The 16,078-nt window shown below is 75.9% G+C and carries 19 protein-coding genes; 17 read left to right on the forward strand and 2 right to left on the reverse strand.

Going from position 1 to position 16,078, the window contains the following annotated elements:
• The first annotated feature begins 125 nt into the window (after positions 1-125).
• The 8 genes from WCD74_RS07040 to WCD74_RS07075 all read left to right on the forward strand — a co-directional run bounded on the left by WCD74_RS07040 (position 126) and on the right by WCD74_RS07075 (position 5,594).
• Positions 126-899 carry an LOG family protein gene (locus tag WCD74_RS07040; protein WP_337694114.1) on the forward strand — a complete coding sequence of 258 codons (774 nt, stop codon included), beginning with the start codon at positions 126-128 and terminating at the stop codon, positions 897-899.
• Positions 896-1,432, forward strand: coding sequence for an LOG family protein (locus WCD74_RS07045; RefSeq protein ID WP_337694115.1), 537 nt, complete (start codon positions 896-898; stop codon positions 1,430-1,432). Before WCD74_RS07040 ends, WCD74_RS07045 begins: the two co-directional genes overlap by 4 nt.
• Positions 1,425-2,351 (forward strand): glucosyl-3-phosphoglycerate synthase, encoded by a 927-nt coding sequence (locus WCD74_RS07050; protein ID WP_337694116.1) that lies wholly within the window; start codon positions 1,425-1,427, stop codon positions 2,349-2,351. The genes WCD74_RS07045 and WCD74_RS07050 overlap by 8 nt, the downstream gene beginning before the upstream one ends.
• 35 nt (positions 2,352-2,386) lie before the next feature.
• Positions 2,387-2,797 (forward strand): DivIVA domain-containing protein, encoded by a 411-nt coding sequence (locus WCD74_RS07055; protein ID WP_337694117.1) that lies wholly within the window; start codon positions 2,387-2,389, stop codon positions 2,795-2,797.
• Positions 2,784-3,233: an SRPBCC family protein gene (locus tag WCD74_RS07060; protein ID WP_337694118.1), complete on the forward strand. Its 450-nt coding sequence runs from the start codon at positions 2,784-2,786 to the stop codon at positions 3,231-3,233. The genes WCD74_RS07055 and WCD74_RS07060 overlap by 14 nt, the downstream gene beginning before the upstream one ends.
• Positions 3,230-3,811, forward strand: coding sequence for a DNA-3-methyladenine glycosylase I (locus tag WCD74_RS07065; protein WP_337694119.1), 582 nt, complete (start codon positions 3,230-3,232; stop codon positions 3,809-3,811). Before WCD74_RS07060 ends, WCD74_RS07065 begins: the two co-directional genes overlap by 4 nt.
• Positions 3,812-3,940: 129 nt before the next feature.
• Positions 3,941-4,108 (forward strand): DUF3117 domain-containing protein, encoded by a 168-nt coding sequence (locus WCD74_RS07070; protein WP_018335229.1) that lies wholly within the window; start codon positions 3,941-3,943, stop codon positions 4,106-4,108.
• A 4-nt stretch (positions 4,109-4,112) separates the two neighbouring features.
• A complete protein-coding gene (locus WCD74_RS07075; RefSeq protein ID WP_337694120.1) occupies positions 4,113-5,594 on the forward strand; it encodes a leucyl aminopeptidase family protein in 1,482 nt (493 codons plus the stop codon).
• Here the strand turns inward: WCD74_RS07075 and WCD74_RS07080 are convergent.
• On the reverse strand, positions 5,591-6,628 hold the full coding sequence (locus tag WCD74_RS07080; protein WP_337694121.1) for an O-methyltransferase: 1,038 nt from the start codon (positions 6,626-6,628) through the stop codon (positions 5,591-5,593). The genes WCD74_RS07075 and WCD74_RS07080 overlap by 4 nt on opposite strands.
• Positions 6,629-6,808: 180 nt before the next feature.
• Between WCD74_RS07080 and sigE the strand changes: the two genes are divergently transcribed.
• From sigE to tatB, 4 genes are all read left to right on the forward strand, one after another.
• On the forward strand, positions 6,809-7,402 hold the full coding sequence (gene sigE, locus WCD74_RS07085) for an RNA polymerase sigma factor SigE (RefSeq protein WP_337694122.1): 594 nt from the start codon (positions 6,809-6,811) through the stop codon (positions 7,400-7,402).
• Positions 7,399-8,064 carry a zf-HC2 domain-containing protein gene (locus tag WCD74_RS07090; RefSeq protein ID WP_337694123.1) on the forward strand — a complete coding sequence of 222 codons (666 nt, stop codon included), beginning with the start codon at positions 7,399-7,401 and terminating at the stop codon, positions 8,062-8,064. Before sigE ends, WCD74_RS07090 begins: the two co-directional genes overlap by 4 nt.
• A 153-nt stretch (positions 8,065-8,217) precedes the next feature.
• Positions 8,218-9,807 (forward strand): trypsin-like peptidase domain-containing protein, encoded by a 1,590-nt coding sequence (locus tag WCD74_RS07095; RefSeq protein ID WP_337694124.1) that lies wholly within the window; start codon positions 8,218-8,220, stop codon positions 9,805-9,807.
• A 14-nt stretch (positions 9,808-9,821) separates the two neighbouring features.
• On the forward strand, positions 9,822-10,277 hold the full coding sequence (gene tatB / locus WCD74_RS07100) for a Sec-independent protein translocase protein TatB (RefSeq protein ID WP_337694125.1): 456 nt from the start codon (positions 9,822-9,824) through the stop codon (positions 10,275-10,277).
• Between the two features lie 6 nt (positions 10,278-10,283).
• Here tatB and WCD74_RS07105 read toward each other — a convergent pair whose 3' ends face one another.
• The gene (locus WCD74_RS07105) at positions 10,284-10,772 is read right to left on the reverse strand and encodes a MarR family winged helix-turn-helix transcriptional regulator (RefSeq protein ID WP_337694126.1); all 489 of its coding nucleotides are present in this window, start codon (positions 10,770-10,772) and stop codon (positions 10,284-10,286) included.
• 81 nt (positions 10,773-10,853) lie between these two features.
• Here WCD74_RS07105 and WCD74_RS07110 point away from each other — a divergent pair, with 81 nt between their 5' ends.
• The 5 genes from WCD74_RS07110 to WCD74_RS07130 all read left to right on the forward strand — a co-directional run bounded on the left by WCD74_RS07110 (position 10,854) and on the right by WCD74_RS07130 (position 16,071).
• A complete protein-coding gene (locus WCD74_RS07110) occupies positions 10,854-11,744 on the forward strand; it encodes a dioxygenase family protein (RefSeq protein ID WP_337694127.1) in 891 nt (296 codons plus the stop codon).
• Positions 11,745-11,910: 166 nt separating this feature from the next.
• On the forward strand, positions 11,911-13,443 hold the full coding sequence (locus tag WCD74_RS07115) for a glycosyltransferase (protein WP_337694128.1): 1,533 nt from the start codon (positions 11,911-11,913) through the stop codon (positions 13,441-13,443).
• 41 nt (positions 13,444-13,484) lie between these two features.
• Positions 13,485-13,661 carry a hypothetical protein gene (locus WCD74_RS07120; RefSeq protein ID WP_337694129.1) on the forward strand — a complete coding sequence of 59 codons (177 nt, stop codon included), beginning with the start codon at positions 13,485-13,487 and terminating at the stop codon, positions 13,659-13,661.
• Between the two features lie 2 nt (positions 13,662-13,663).
• Positions 13,664-14,617 (forward strand): polysaccharide deacetylase family protein, encoded by a 954-nt coding sequence (locus WCD74_RS07125; RefSeq protein WP_337694130.1) that lies wholly within the window; start codon positions 13,664-13,666, stop codon positions 14,615-14,617.
• Positions 14,614-16,071: a lanthionine synthetase LanC family protein gene (locus tag WCD74_RS07130; RefSeq protein ID WP_337694131.1), complete on the forward strand. Its 1,458-nt coding sequence runs from the start codon at positions 14,614-14,616 to the stop codon at positions 16,069-16,071. Before WCD74_RS07125 ends, WCD74_RS07130 begins: the two co-directional genes overlap by 4 nt.
• Positions 16,072-16,078 lie beyond the last annotated feature (7 nt).

A 16,078-nucleotide genomic window follows, 5' to 3' on the forward strand; every position in this document is an offset into this window, starting at 1 on the left:
GACGTCGGATGTGGTTGCTCCTTCAACCATGTACCCGCCCTGCCGGGTGGCACACGCAGGAATCTCCGGTGACCGGTGTGCGTCCGGCGCGAGCCCCACGACCGGGCGTCCCTACGCTGGATCGCATGACCGGGTCCCACTTCGACGATCTGACGACGCCGCGACCGACCACGGTCGACAAGCGTCCCCCCGAGCACAAGGACCCGGCGCGCCTGTCCTCCACGACCGACCAGCGCCTGCTCGACTCGCGCGGACCCGCCGACTGGGTGCACTCCGACGCGTGGCGCGTGCAGCGCATCCAGGCCGAGTTCGTCGAGGGGTTCTCGGTGCTCGCCGAGATCCCCCGGGCGGTCACCGTCTTCGGCTCCGCCCGCACGGCACCCGACCACCCCGATTACGCCACGGGCATGGCCCTCGGCGCCGCCCTCGCGCGTGCCGGCTACGCGGTGATCACCGGCGGCGGCCCCGGGATCATGGAGGCGGCCAACCGCGGCTGCTCCGAGGCCGGCGGGATGTCGGTGGGTCTGGGCATCGAGCTGCCGTTCGAGCAGGGCCTCAACCCGTGGGTCGACCTCGGCGTCGGGTTCCGCTACTTCTTCGCCCGCAAGACGATGTTCGTCAAGTACGCCCAGGCCTTCGTCTGCCTGCCCGGTGGCTTCGGCACCCTGGACGAGCTGTTCGAGGCGCTGGTGCTGGTGCAGACCGGCAAGGTGACGCGCTTCCCCGTCGTCCTGCTGGGCTCGGCGTACTGGGGCGGGCTGGTGGAGTGGCTGAGGACGAGCGCCCTCGAGCACGGCGTCATCAGCCCGAAGGACGTCGACCTGATCCACATCGTCGACGACGTCGAGGAGGTCGTCGCCATCGTGGAGCAGCGGTTCCACGAGCTGGTGGAGAAGTGAGTACGAAGGCCGTCTGCGTCTTCTGCGCGTCCGGCCCGGTCGGCGAGGAGTACCTGGCCCTGGCCCGCGAGGTCGGCACCGGGATCGCCGCGCGGGGCTGGACGCTGGTCTCCGGCGGCGGGCGGGTCGGGATGATGGGCGAGGTGACCCGCGCGGCCCGCGCGGCCGGTGGTCACACCGTCGGGGTGATCCCCGAGGGACTCGTGCACCGCGAGGTGGCCGACGAGGAGTCGACCGAGCTCGTCGTCGTGACCGGCATGCGCGAGCGCAAGGCGGAGATGGACGCCCGCTCGGACGCGTGGATCGCCCTGCCCGGCGGCCTGGGCACGCTCGAGGAGCTGTTCGAGGCGTGGACCTCGCGCTACCTGGACATGCACGCGAAACCGGTGGTCGTCTGCGACCCGGGCGGGTTCTACGACGGGCTCCTGGCCTGGCTCGACGGGCTGCGCGGCACCGGCTTCGTCGGGGAGCGCGCGCTGACGGCGTTGGTCCGAACGACGACGGTGGCCGCGGCCCTGGACGCCTGTGGCTGACTGGTTCGCGCGCCGCACGTGGGCGGAGCCGCCGTGGACGGTCGCGGAGCTCGTCGCCGCGAAGGCCGGCCGCACGGTGTCGGTGGTGCTGCCCGCGCTCGACGAGGAGGCCACGGTCGGCGGCGTCGTCGCGGTCGTGCGCCCGCTGCTGGGGTCGTTGGTGGACGAGCTCGTCGTCGTCGACTCGGGCTCGACCGACGCGACGGCCGCGGTCGCCCGGGCCGCGGGCGCGCGGGTGGTCAGCCGCGAGGAGGCCCTGCCCGACGTCGAGGTGCGCCCCGGCAAGGGCGAGGTCCTCTGGCGCGCGCTGGCCGCGACGACCGGCGACCTCGTGGTCTACCTGGACGCCGACCTCGTCGAGGCGGACCCGGCGTTCGTCCCCTCGCTGCTCGGGCCGCTGCTCACGGTGCCCGGGGTGGAGCTGGTCAAGGGCTTCTACCACCGGCCGCTGCGCATCGGGGAGGACGACGCCGTGCGCGACGGCGGCGGCCGGGTCACCGAGCTCGTCGCCCGGCCCGCGCTCGCGGCGCTGCGCCCGGAGCTGGCGGGCATCGTGCAGCCGCTGGGCGGGGAGTACGCCGCGACCCGCGCGCTACTCGAGTCTCTGCCGTTCGCCGGCGGCTACGGCGTGGAGATCGGGCTGCTGCTCGACACCCTCGACCGCCGCGGCCGGGACGCGATCGCCCAGGTCGACCTCGGGGTGCGCAAGCACCGCCACCGCTCGCTGCGCGAGCTCGGGGTGACGGCCGCGGAGGTCCTGGGCGCGGTGCTGCGCCGCAGCGGTCTTCCCGGGGCCCTTCCCGACGGCGGGTCGGGCCGGCTGACCCAGTTCGTCCCCGTGGGCGGCCACTGGCTGCCCGAGGACCACCCCGTGGCGGACCACGACCGGCCGCCGATCCGGGAACTGGCCCGCCGCTGACGCGCGCTGTCGGACCCCTCTGCCACGATCGCAGCATGGGCAGTGCTCTGGTCTACGTCCTCGTCGTCGGGGTCGTCGCGGCCGTGATCTACCTGGCGACCGCGCTGCTGGCGGGGCGCGGCGAGGAGCTCGCGCCGATGCCCCCCGGGGCGACGCCCACGCGCCTGCCCGCGCGCGACCTGCTCGGGTCGGACGTGCGGGGGCTGCGGTTCCAGCAGGCGTTCCGCGGATACCGCATGAGCGAGGTGGACTGGGCGCTCGACCGGCTCGCCGCGGAGGTCGACACGCTGCGGGCCCGGCTCGCGGTGTACGAGGGGCCGCCGCGCGCCGACGACGTCGGGGACGCGGACGCCCCCACCGGGGTGGACGGCGTCGACCCCAGTCCCACCGACCCGACCGTCGGAGTCGGTGGTGCGCTGAAGGGAACCGCAGATGGCAACGCGTGACATCACGGTGGGCGTCGACGTCGAGGCGCCCGCCGACGTCGTCTGGAAGGCCGTCACCGACTGGGAGGGCCAGAGCGAGTGGATGCTCGCCACCACGGTGAAGGTGACCGCGGGCGACGGCGTCGGCACCGGATCCGAGCTGGCGGCGACCACCGGCCTCGGCCCGCTCGGGGTCACCGACACGATGCGCATCGTCGGGTGGGACCCGCCGCACCGCGCCACGGTCGTGCACACCGGGTCGTTCGTGCGCGGCTCCGGCACCTTCACGGTCGTCGAGCTCGGCCCGTCGCGGTCCCGCTTCGAGTGGGGCGAGCGGCTGGACCTGCCGCTGGGCGTGCTCGGGGCGATCGGCTGGCCGCTGGTGTCGCCCGTGTTCCGGCTGGCCCTGCTCTACTCGCTGCGCAAGCTGGCGGCCCGCTGCCAGCACGAGCGATGACGGGCGCGGTCGTCGGCGAGGACGGCGTCGGCCGCTGCCCGTGGGGCGCGCAGGATCCCCTGCTGCGCGAGTACCACGACACCGAGTGGGGGCACGTGCTGCACGGGCGCGACGCGCTCTTCGAGCGGCTGTGCCTGGAGGCGTTCCAGTCCGGGCTGTCGTGGCTGGTGATCCTGCGCAAGCGGCCCGCGTTCCGGGCGGCGTTCGCGGACTTCGACGCCGAGGCGGTGGCGGGGTTCGGCGAGGCCGACGTCGCGCGGCTGCTGGCCGACGCCGGCATCGTCCGGAACCGGCAGAAGATCGAGGCGGCGGTCTCGAACGCCGCGGCGGTGCTCCGCGTCGAGGCCGAGGGCCCGGGGCTGGACGCCCTGTTGTGGTCGTTCGCGCCCGATCCGCCCGCCCCGCCGCCGGCGACCCTCGAGGACGTCGCCGCGACCACGCCGGCGTCGGCCGCGATGGCGAAGGAGCTCCGCCGGCGGGGTTTCCGGTTCGTCGGCCCGACCACCGCGCACGCGTTGATGCAGGCCACCGGCATGGTCGACGAACACCTCGCCGGGTGCTTCCGCGCGACGCGCTGAGCGACACACCGGCGCCGATGATCGCTCCGATGTCGTGCCGTGCGCGCGGATGGGGAAGAATCGTCGCGCGGTGCGCAACGTCCCGGCGACGGGGCGTCGCCACGACGACCATCTGGAGGGAGCACGACTATGGCGGCCATGAAGCCCCGGACCGGTGACGGTCCCCTCGAGGTCACCAAGGAGGGGCGCGGCATCGTGATGCGCGTGCCGCTCGAGGGTGGGGGCCGGCTCGTCGTCGAGATGACCGCCGACGAGGCGGGCGACCTGCGGGAGGCCCTGTCCTCGATCTCGTCGTGACCCGATGAGCGTCCCCTTCGCCGCCCCGACCCTGCCGACCCCGCTCGCGGACCTCCGTCCCGTCGACCCGGGGTCCGCGCCGGACGGGGCGGCCGCGGTCCGGCTGTGCCGCACCGGCGAGGACGCCACCCCGCCGGACGGGGCGCCGAGCGGGTGGATCGCCTCCGCCGGGGCGGTCGCCGCCCTGGCTCCCGGCGACGACGGTGCGGGCCGCTGGCTCGTCGGCGCCGGCGCCGGGACCCCGAAGGACTGGCGGGCCGCGGGCGCGGCGGCGGTGCGGGTCGCGACCGGCCGCTCCGACCCGGGGGTGCTGTTCGGTGCGGACGACGGCCCCGCGCGGCTGCACGTGGTCCCGGACGACGACACCACGCCGGACTGGACGGCCCTCACCACCGGCCTGCTCCTGGGGTCCCACCGCTTCGCGGTGCGCTCCACCGCACCGGCCGACCCGCCCACGGTGACCGTCGAGGTCCCCGCGGCCGACCGGTCCGCCGTCGAGCGGGCGCTGGTCCTGGCGCGGGCCACCGCCGTCGCGCGCGACCTCGCCGACACCCCGTCCGGGGCGAAGTCCCCCGCGTGGTTCGCCGAGCAGGCGGTGGCCGCCTGCGCCGGCACCGACGGCCTCACGACCGTGGTCCGCGACGAGGACTGGCTCCACGAGCACGGCTTCGGCGGCGTCCTGGCCGTCGGCGGTGGCTCGTCGCGCCCGCCGCGCCTGCTCGAGATCACGTGGGACCCGCCGTCGGGCTCCGGGGCGGCCCCCGTCGTGCTGGTCGGCAAGGGGATCACGTTCGACACCGGCGGCATCTCCATCAAGCCGAACGCCGGCATGGCCGACATGCGCACCGACTGCTCCGGCGGCGCCGCGGTGGTGGGTGCCCTGGTGGCGATCGCGCGCCTGGGCCTCGACGTCCGGGTCGTCGGGCTGGTCCCGCTGGCCGAGAACCACGTGTCCGGGGCGGCGTACCGGCCCGGCGACGTCGTGCGGCACTACGACGGCCGCACCACCGAGGTCACCAACACCGACGCCGAGGGCCGGATGGTCCTGGCCGACGCGCTCGGGTACGCCGTCGCGACGCTGGGGCCGGCGGTGGTCGTGGACGTCGCGACGCTCACCGGGGCGATGAAGGTGGCCCTCGGGGTGCGCACCGGCGGGCTGTTCGCCACCACCGACGAGCTGGCCGCGGCCCTCACGACGGCGGGTGCGACGACCGGCGAGGCGTGGTGGCGGGTGCCGCTCGCGGCGGGTCACGACGACGACGTCGACTCCCGGCTCGCCGACGTCCGGCAGGCCCCGCCCGGTCCGGGCGGCATCGTCGCGGCCCTGTTCCTGCGGCGGTTCGTGGGCGACGTGCCGTGGGCGCACCTCGACATCGCCGGGCCGGCCCGCTGCGACGCGCCGCACGAGGAGGTCGCCAAGGGCGCGACCGGGTTCGCCGCGCGCACGCTCGTGGAGTTCTGCGTGGCGAGGGCGACGAGCAGTTAGCCGAGCAGCGAGGCGCAGAGCAGGCCGTCGGACACCGGCAGCAGCAGCGGGGCGAGGCGCTCGTCGGTGCGCACCGCCCGGACCGTCTCCCGCAGCGCCGCGGACACCGCGTCCCGGCGCGCCGGATCGGTGATCCGCCCCGTCCAGCACACGTTGTCGAGCGCCACCACCCCGCCCGGGCGCAGCAGCCGCACGGCCTCGGCGAGGTAGCGCGGGTACTCCACGGTGGCGGCGTCGACGAGCACGAGGTCGTAGGCGGCGTCGGACAGCCGCGGCAGCACGTCCAGCGCCCGGCCGGTGATCATCCGGACCCGGCCGGCGCCGTACCCGGCCTCCGCGCACGTGAGACGGGCCAGCCGCTGGTGCGCCACCTCGGTGTCGATGCTGGTCAGCAGGCCCTCGGGCGGCATCCCGCGGAGCAGGCTGACCGTGCCGACCCCGGCCCCGCTGCCGATCTCGACGACCGCGCGGGCCCGCCCGGCCGAGGCGAGGAACGTCAGGGCCGCGGCGGCGCCGACCCCGACCGGCACGATGCCGTGCTCCGCGGCCCGCTCCCGGGCGGCGGCCAGGACCTCGTCCTCGGGGCTGAAGTGCTCGGCGCGGGCGCGGAGCCGCTCGCGCTCGCCGTCGTCGGGGTCGAGGTCGGCCGTCGCGACGACCGCGGTGGTCGCCGTGTCGACGTCCTCCTCCGGCGGGGTGGGCGCGTCCGGGTCGACGAGCCGCGGCAGCGGGTGGGCGGTGGTGGCGGCCTCGTCGTCCGCGCCGCGCCGGGAGGGGAACGTCGTGCTCGGCAGCCGCAGCGGACCCGTCGGGACCCGCGGGTACACCGGGATGCGGGCCGTGGCGCGCCCCGGACGGTGGCCGTGGCGCCGGCCCGCGTCATCGCGGGGCCGCGTCGACGTCCTGGGAGGGGACGGCGGGGCGGCAGGAGCAGCGGGAGGGGTGGGCGTGGCGGACGGGGCCTGCTCGGGACCGACGACGCGCAACGGCGTGCGGGCACGACGTGTGCCCTCGCGTCCCCCGTCCTCGCTCACGCGGCCCAGGCTAGATCGGGATCACGCCCGTCCGGCCGCGCCGCGCCGGGCGCGTCCCGGTGGTGACGGACCCGCCCCCGCGCCGACGGTCGAGCTCCGCTCCGCTCCGTCTCCCACTTCCTCAGCCCCCTCTCAGACGACCCACACCTGGGTGTCATGACCGACCGACAGAGTGGTGCCATGACCGAGACGCTCGCTGCGCGCCCCGCCCACCTCGAGGGGACCTTCGAGGACGGAGCCGCCTGGACCCCGCCGTCCTGGGACGACGTGGTCCGCGAGCACGCCGACCGCGTGTACCGCCTCGCCTACCGGCTGACCGGCGACGCGCACGACGCCGAGGACCTCACCCAGGAGACGTTCATCCGGGTGTTCCGCTCGCTGGCGGCGTACAAGCCGGGCACCTTCGAGGGCTGGCTGCACCGGATCACGACCAACCTGTTCCTCGACATGGTGCGGCGCCGCGGGCGGTTGCGGATGGAGGGCCTGCCCGAGGACACCGACCGGCTCCCCGGCGGCGGCCCCGACCCCGAGCAGGTCTTCTCCGAGGCCCACCTCGACCCCGACCTGCAGGGCGCACTCGACGAGCTCGCGCCCGAGTTCCGGGCCGCCGTGGTGCTCTGTGACGTGGAGGGTCTCTCCTACGAGGAGATCGCGGCCACGCTGGATGTCAAACTGGGGACTGTGCGCAGTCGAATCCACCGGGGCCGCCAGGCCCTCCGCAGTGCGCTGGAGCGTCGCCGCGAGGACGCGGAGCGGGCGGGAGCCCTGACGTGATCGGCCGGTCCGGGGGCCCCTGGTCCCGCTGGTCCGACGCCGGGCACCTGTCGCTGGACGCGACGGTCGCGTTCGTCGACGGCGAGCTCGGCGAGGCCGCCGCCGGTCGTGCGGCCGCGCACGTCGACCACTGCCCGGCCTGCGCGGTCGAGGTCGCCGCCCAGCGGCAGGCCCGCCGCCGGCTGCGGGCCGCGGACACGCCTTGCGCGCCGTCGTCGCTGATGAGCTCGCTGCGCTCCATCCCGGACAGCGCGGAGCTGCCCGAGGCCCCCGCGGGGCTCGCCGTCGACGCCGAGGGCCGCTTCGTGGTGCCCGCCGAGGCGCCGCCCGCCCGGAAACGGGGGAGCGGTCGCCGGGCCGGCGGTCCTCGGTCCCGACGACGGGTCGTCCCGGCCGTCGTGGCTTCCGGCATCGTCGCCGGCGCGGCCGCGGTCGCCGGGCCGGTGCTCGCCGCGGGTGCGGTGCCCACCGGGGTGGCCCCCGAGGGCGCGTCCGCGGGCGCCTCACTGACGGCGGCGGTCCCGGTCGCGGGCGATCGCGGCAATCCCGTCGTCGGCGCGGTCGTGCAGGACGCCGCCGGTCGGAGCGCGGGCACCTCGTCGCCGAGCACCACCCCCGTCGTCGCCCCGACCGACACCACCCGGCCGCGCCCGTCGTCCTGACCGCTCCTTCACGGACGGCCCCGCAGGATCGGGTGGTGTCGCCCCCGGAGTCGCCCGCGCTCTACCGTGGGACGACGATGACCACCCACCGCGCGCGCCCGTCCACGCCCGGACCTTTCCGGCGGCGGCAGCGTCGTTGATGAGAGCGCACCCATGAGCAGCCCCTGGTCGCGACCCGCGACGACGGAGCGCCCCGACGCGCACCCGGAGCACACCGAGGACGCCGAGGACGCCGAGCACGCCGAGCCCCCCGCGGTGCCGGCGTCCAACGGCCACCACCGCGACCACGGTGCCCACGGGCACGCCACCAACGGGTGGTCGCACGCCGAGCACGCGGGGGAGTTCGCGCGTCCGACCGGATCGACCGGGTCGTTCGCCGACCGGCCCGCGGAGCCGACGGCGCCGTCGTCCGGGAGCCGCGAACCGTCGGTCGCCCTCGCCGGGGCCTTCGGGCGTCCCGGCGACGCCGTCGAGCCCCTGCAGCGGCCCCGCGAGACGCCCGGGTCCGACGACGCCGCACCGCCCGACTTCTGGGACGGCGACGCCGAGCGCGACCCGTGGCGCGACCCGGCGGCCCCGGTCGAGCTCGGCGCGCCCGCAATGCGCGAGGACGGGCCGACCGCCGACCGCCGCGCCACCGGTCCCCGCCTCTCGGCCCGCGAACTGCTCTTCGGGGGCCGGGTCGCCCCGAGCGCGCTGGTCCTGCTGACCGTGCTGGCCCTGGCCGTCGGGGCCGTGGGCGGCGTCGTCGGGCACCTGACCGCCCAGGGCTCGGACACGCTCGTCGACCCCGGCGCGAGCCTCGCCCAGGTCGACGCGGGCAAGGAGCGCCCGGCCGGGTCCGTGGCCGACGTCGCCGGGCGGGTGGTGCCCGCGGTCGTCTCGATCGAGGTCCGCTCCGGGACGACCGGCGGCACCGGGTCCGGGGTCGTCATCGACCCGCGCGGCGACATCGTCACGAACAACCACGTGGTGGCCCTGGCGGCGACCGACCCGCGCTCGACGCTCGAGGCCGTGTTCGCGTCCGGGGTCCGGGCGCCCGCCCGCATCGTCGGTCGCGACCCGCAGACCGATCTCGCCGTCATCAAGGTCGACGTCGCGGACCCGGTGGTCGCGCAGCTGGGTCGCTCGTCGGACCTGCAGGTCGGCGACGGCGTCATCGCGATCGGCTCGCCGCTGGGCCTCGCCGGGACCGTCACCACCGGCATCGTCAGTTCCCTGCGGCGCCCGGTGCGCCTGGACGCCGAGACCGCGAACGCGAACCCGGTGATCGACGCGGTCCAGACCGATGCCGCGATCAACCCCGGCAACTCCGGGGGCGCGCTGGTCGACTCGACCGGCGCGGTCGTCGGGATCAACACCGCGATCCGCACCCTCGGCGCCTCGGACTCGGGGCAGGGCGGGTCGATCGGCCTGGGCTTCGCGATTCCGATCGACGACGTGCGGGTGATCGCGGAGTCGCTGATCCGCACCGGGGGCTTCCAGCACACCGATCTCGGCGTGAACGCGAAGTCGGTCACCGACGGCACTTCCGACGGTGCGCAGGTGCTGAACGTGGTCCAGGGTGGAGCCGCGTCCCGCGCGGGCGTGCTGGAGGGCGACGTCGTCGTCCGGGTCGACGACCGGCCGATCGCGTCCGCCGACGAGCTGGTGGTCGCGATCCGGGAGCACCGGCCCGGCGACACGGTGACGCTCGGGGTGGTCCGCGGCGGCCGGCCGCTGTCGCTGCAGTCCCAGCTGTAGGACCGGGAGGTCGGGTGTTCGAGAGCGTCGGGTGGGGCGAGATCCTCGTGCTCGCGCTGATCGGGCTGTTCGTGCTCGGCCCGGAACGGCTGCCCGGGGCGATCCGCTGGGTCGCCGACACCATGCGCACCGTGCGCGAGTACGCCGCCGGCGCCCGCGACCAGCTCCGGCAGGAGATCGGGCCGGAGTTCGACGAGTTCCGCAAGCCGCTCGAGGACCTGCGGCAGATCCGCGGCATGGACCCGCGCCAGGCGGTGCGGCGCTCGCTGCTCGAGCCGGTGCAGGACGGCACCTGGACCGGGGCGGGGACCCCGGCGACCGGGGAGCCGGCCACGGGGGTCGCTCCGGTGAACGGCACGGCGCACGGGCTGCCGGCCGCCGGGGCCGGCGGCGCCCTCAAGGACCGCTCGGACCGCGCCACGCCCCTGCAGCCCGGGGAGGCCGCCCCGTTCGACCCGGACGCGACCTGACCGGTCTCAGCAGCCCTGGCTCAGCGGGTTGGCGCGCATGCGCCCGCCGGGGTCGAGGCGCCGCAGGATCTCGCCGGTGATGGCGTCCAGGTCGGCCACGCGGTCCGGGCCGACCGCGTCGATCACCAGGCGGCGGACCTCGGCGGCGTGGCCGGGGGCCGTGGCGACGACCTTGTCCCAGCCGGCGTCGGTCAGCCGCGCCATCGTCACGCGACCGTTGTCCGCGCAGGGCTCGCGGGCCACCCACTGCTGCTTCTCCAGCCGCGAGACCACGTGCGAGAGCCGCGAGAGCGACGAGCTCACCATCGAGGCCAGCTCGCTCATCGGCATCGTGCGCCCGGGCGCCTCGGAGAGCATCGCGAGGACGAGGTAGGAGAACTGGGTCAGGCCGGCATCGCGCTGCAGCTGGGCGTCGAGGGCTGCGGGGAGCAGGGTGAACACTGCAGCGGTGCGCCGCCACGCCCGTTGTTCGTCCGCGGTCAACCAGTCGGCCATGCGACCCACCGTACACTTGATGCTTCAACTGTGCATGTGTAGCGTTCGGGGCGGACACGAGACGCCCCAGGAGACCACCCCATGAGCTCGCCCTTCGACCGGGCCGCGCCCGGCGCGGCGTTCGACGCCTTCATCGGCCCCGCCCGCGACACCGCGAGCGGCCGCCGCCCGTGGAGCCCGGCCGACGGTGCCATGCCCGCGATCTACCTCTCCCACGGCGCGCCGCCCCTCTACGACGACGGCGGGTGGATGCGCGACCTGTTCGGGTGGGCGCACCGGATGCCGCAGCCGCGGGCGATCGTCATCGTCTCGGCGCACTGGGAGTCCGCGCCGCTGACGATCTCCTCGCCGGTCGAGGGGGCGCCCCTGGTGTACGACTTCGGCGGTTTCGCGCCGCGCTACTACACGATGACCTACGCGACGCCGGACGCGACCGCGCTGGCCGACCGGGTCGTGGGGCTGCTGGGCGGAGGACCCGACGGGCGCTCCGACGAGGTCCACCGCTCCACCCGCGGGCTCGACCACGGCGCCTGGGTCCCGCTGTCGGTGATGTACCCGAACGCGGACGTCCCGGTGCTGCAGGTGTCCATGCCCGACGAGGACCCGGACCGGCTGCTGGGCATCGGCGCCCGGCTGCGCGAGCTCCGCGAGGAGGGCGTCCTGGTCGTCGGCTCCGGCTTCATGACCCACGGCCTGCCGTTCCTCACCCGCGACATGCTCCGCGGCGACGCGGTCCCCGGGTGGACCGACGACTTCGACGCCTGGGTCGCCGACGCCCTCGCCCGGGGCGACGTCGACGAGCTCCGCCGCTTCCGCTCGGCGCCCGGGATGCCCTACGCGCACCCGACGGCGGAGCACTACGTGCCCCTGTTCGTCACCCTCGGCGCCGCGACCGACCCGGAGGCCCCGGTCCGCACCGAGATCGACGGGATGATGTGGGGCCTGTCCCGCCGCTCGTTCTCCCTCGCCTGAACGGCTGGGTCGGCTCGACCGGACGCGCGCCACGTTCGTGACGATCCGTACATCCGTGGCCAAACCGTGATTGCGGTGTAACACTCGGACGGTCCGTGACGGTACACCCGATATCGACCTCGATCGGGCGAGTTCGATGGAGTGACGAGTTGGTCGGGGAGACACCATGAGTCAGGGCGAGGGGCAGGGTCGCGGCGCGACATCCGTCCTCGATGCTCCGACCGGGGTCGTCGGACGCACCCGTCCGCGCCACGGCCCCCGCGTCACGGTCGCGCAGCTGCTCGCCGCCCAGCTCGAGGACTCCCAGGCGCCCACGACGCGCATGCGCGCGACCGACCTCGCCACCCGCATCCCCGGAGCCCGCGCCGGTTCCGGGCCGCTGCCGGTGGCCGACCCGCCGACCTCGCCCGCACCGCGACGAGGGGCGCACCGCGCCGCCGCCCCGGCGCCGCCCGCGCCGGCCCGGCGGACGCCCGCACCCAGGCCCTCGCCCACCCCGGACCGCCCGGCCCCGGCGCACCGCGTCCCGGCGCCGGCGGCCCGTCCGACGCCTGCGCCCACCGCGATCCCGTCCCCGGTCACCCCGTCCGCGTCTCCCGAGTCCCCGCCGACCGGCACGCGCACCCGTCGTCGGGAAGGCCGCCGGTCGGACACGGCGGTCACGAGCATGGTCGTGCTCGTGCCCGCCCACGACGAGGAGGCGGGCATCGCCGACACCGTCGAGGGGCTGCTGGCGCAGGAGACGCCCGAGTGGCTCGAGATGGTCGGCATCGTCGTCGTCGCGGACAACTGCACCGACCGCACCGTCGAGATCGCGTCGCGCTACCCGGTCACCGTCATCGAGACCTCCGGCAACACCGAGAAGAAGGCCGGTGCCCTCAACGAGGGCTGGCGGCGCGCCGCGCGCGACGCCGACCTCGTCCTGACGATGGACGCGGACACCGTGCTCGGGCCGGGCTGCGCGGCGGCCATGGCCGACGAGCTGCGGGAGCGGCCGGCCCTGGGCGCGGTGTGCGCCCGCTACTGGGCCGCGGAGGGCCGGGGGCTCGCGTGGCGGCTGCAGCGCCTCGAGTACAGCCGCTACGACGACCTGCGCGAGCTGCGGAGCTGGCGGGTCAGCGTCGCGAGCGGGGCGGCCGCGATGTACCGCCGCGCGGCGCTCGACGAGGTCGCCGCGCACCGCGCAGCGGGTCCCTGGGACGGCACGTCGCTCATCGAGGACTACGCCCTGACCCTCGACCTGAAGACCGCGGGCTGGACCGTCGGCGCCGCCCGGGGCGCCCACGTCCTCACCCATCCGCCGCGCACGTTCCGCGAGCTCTGGGTGCAACGGCTGCGCTGGGGCCGCGGCGGCATGGACGAGTGCCTCAAGCGCGGCTGGACCCCCGCGACCCGGCGCGACATCGGGGCCTACGGCCTGTTCGTGCTGAGCGTGTTCTTCCGTGTGCTCTTCCTGACGATGATCGTGCTCATGATCACCCACGCGATCCCGTTCCGGTACGCGCTGATCGGGCTGATCCCGCTCGGCGTGATGTGGCTGGAGCGGGTCACCTCGATGTGGCGGCTGCCCGGGCGGACGTGGCGCGACGTCACGCTCGTGGCGGTCCTCGTCGTCGAGGACCTGTACGGCTTCTTCCTGGAGTTCTGCGCGGTCGTGGCCGCGTGGCGCTGTCTGTTCGCCAGGCGTCAGGCCTGGTAGCCCTCCCCACCCCTCGCTCCCCACCGAGAGGCTGACGAACGATGTACGGCGAGTCCCTGTACCTGACCAGCGGTGTCACCGGCGGCGCGGCCGGCATGGCCCTGGCCGCGACGCAGGGGATCAGCGCGATCGCGGTGATCCTCACCGGGGTCACGGTCGCGTTCACCCTGATGTTGCTGGTCCGCATCGCCCGGCGCGGTGCCCGGCACCTCCGCTGAGGGTGGCGCAGAGCGGGAGACGCCGGGACACCTCGGCGGAGGAGACGACGCTGCTCGGTGCCGCCGCGCTGGCGGCGCAGGCGCGGACGGGACCGCGACGACGGGGCAAGGAGGCCTTCGACGTCCGCCGGCGGCGGACGCTGGTGACGGTCTCCTTCGTCGTCGTGCTGCTCGGCGGCGGCGTGGCCGGCTTCGCGTGGCTGCTCGCCGGGACCCGGGACACCACACCGGCGCCGGTGGCAGCCGCGGTGCAGCAGGTGACGGTCGGTCCGCGCTACCAGCCGACGGCGGCCGACCTGTCCCGGGAGCCGGCGCGGATCACAGCCGGCACGCCCCTGGTGGCCCTGACGTTCGACGACGGCCCGACCCCGGAACGCACGCCGTACGTCCTCGACGTGCTGAAGGCCAAGGGGGCGAAGGCCACCTTCTTCTTTCAGGGCGACCAGGTGGAGAAGTACCCGGACATCGCGCGCCGGGCCCTCGCCGAGGGGCACGCGGTCGGCCTGCACTCCTACGAGCACGTGTACTTCCCCGACCTCGACCAGGCCGGGGCGCGCGCGCAGATCGTGCGCGCCGAGGAGACGCTGACGGCCGCGCTCGGGGTGCGGCCGACGATGTGGCGCTACCCGTTTGGTGAGGCCTCCCCGGTGGCCGACGCGGTGCTCGCCGAGCGGCGGCTGGTCGGCGGGGTCGGCTGGGACTGGCGCTCGAACCTGAAGGGCGACTTCGAGTGCCCGGGCGCGGACGCCCTGGTGCGGTTCGTGGTGACCGAGTCCCGCGACGAGGCCGTGATCCTGCTGCACGACGGCGGCGACGCCATCACCTGCCCGGCCCCGCAGTGGGACTACCTGCCGCGGGCGATCGACCAGGTGCGGGACAAGGGTCTGGAGTTCGGGGTGATCGAGCCGACCGGGCGCCCGAACGGCGCCGGGGAGACCGCGGTGGTGGCACCGTGACCCGCGTCGTCCTGCTGCTGGCCGTCGTCGCGCTGCTCGCGGGCTGCTCGACGACCGCGGGCGACGACCCGGGCGCGCCGCCGTCCCCGAGCCCGGTGGCGGCCCCCGCGGCCGCGCCCGGGATCGGTGCGGGGGTCGACGCCCTGATCCGGACCGCCGAGAAGGGCCCGGAGGGCGGCAGCGTCTGGCGCAGCGTCATCCAGGCGCCGCACCGGCAGGTCGACCGGGACGTCGGCGCGGCCGGGATCGCCGCGGGCCTGCTGGCCGTGGCCGACGGCGCCCCGGATCCCGGCGTGCGGGACCGCGCGCTGGACACCGCCCGCGACGCCGCCGACTTCCTGCTGGTCGCGCAGCGGGGGCCGGGCCGGTTCCCGGACTACGTCGACCCGGACGGCCCCGCCGGCTACGCGTACTCCTCGTACGACGACGGCGCGGCCGGCATCGCCGACCTGCTCTGGCAGGTGGGGGAGCGCACCGGGGACGGGCGCTACCGCGACGTCGCCCTCGACGCCGCCGACTGGCTCCTCGAGCGCGCGGAGGACGTGCCCGGCGCACCCCCGTGCCCGGTCATGTGCCGGTGGGCCTGGAGCGACGACGGCGAGCCCTCCTACCGCAACGGCATGGGGGAGGGGCAGGCCGGGATCGTCTACACCCTGAGCGTCCTCGCCGAGCGGACCGGCGACCGGCGCCTCGCCGAGCACGCCGCGGGCGGCGGCGCCTACCTGCTCGCCCAGCAGGGGCCCGACGGCGGGATGCCCGAGCGTGCGGACCAGCCGGCCCGCAACACCGGGTTCCTCTCCGGCGCGGCGGGGGCGGCGTTCACCTTCCTGCGGCTGTACCGGGGGACGGGGGAGCAGCGCTGGCGCGACGGCGCCGAGCGCGCCCTGGACTTCCTCGACCGCACGGCCGTGCCCGCGGCCGACGGGTCGACCTGGCCGATCTGGGTCGACCCCTCCGGCACCCCCGGGAACCCGCGCCGGGCCACCGGGATGGAGGAGGGCGCGGCCGGGATCGGCTGGGTGTCGCTGCAGGCCGCGGCGATCCTCGACGACGAGCGCCACCGCGAGCGGGCGGAGGCGGCCGGCCGCTGGCTGCTCGCCGTCGGCCGGCCCCTCGCCGACGGCACCGCCTGGCCGGAGTTCGAGGGCAGCCCGACCACGCACCTCTCGACGAACTCCGGCGCCGCGGGCACCGGGTGGTACCTGGACACCCTCGGCCGCGTGACCGGCGAGGACTCCTACCGCGACGCCGCCCGGGCGGCGCAGCGCGCGCTGGTGTCGACGATGCGCCCGGACGGGACGTGGCCGTCGAACCTCACCGACGGGGCTCCCCGCCTGCTCGGCGAGCCCTCGTGGCACTGGGGCTCCGCCGGCATCCTGGGCTTCCTCGCCCGGATGGCAGGAGGCCCCGTCGACAGCCCGGGCATGCAGCCGCCCCTGGTGCCGCTGGAGTAGCGGGGAG

It is taken from the genome of Actinomycetospora aurantiaca (assembly GCF_037401875.1).
Lineage (GTDB): Bacteria > Actinomycetota > Actinomycetes > Mycobacteriales > Pseudonocardiaceae > Actinomycetospora > Actinomycetospora aurantiaca.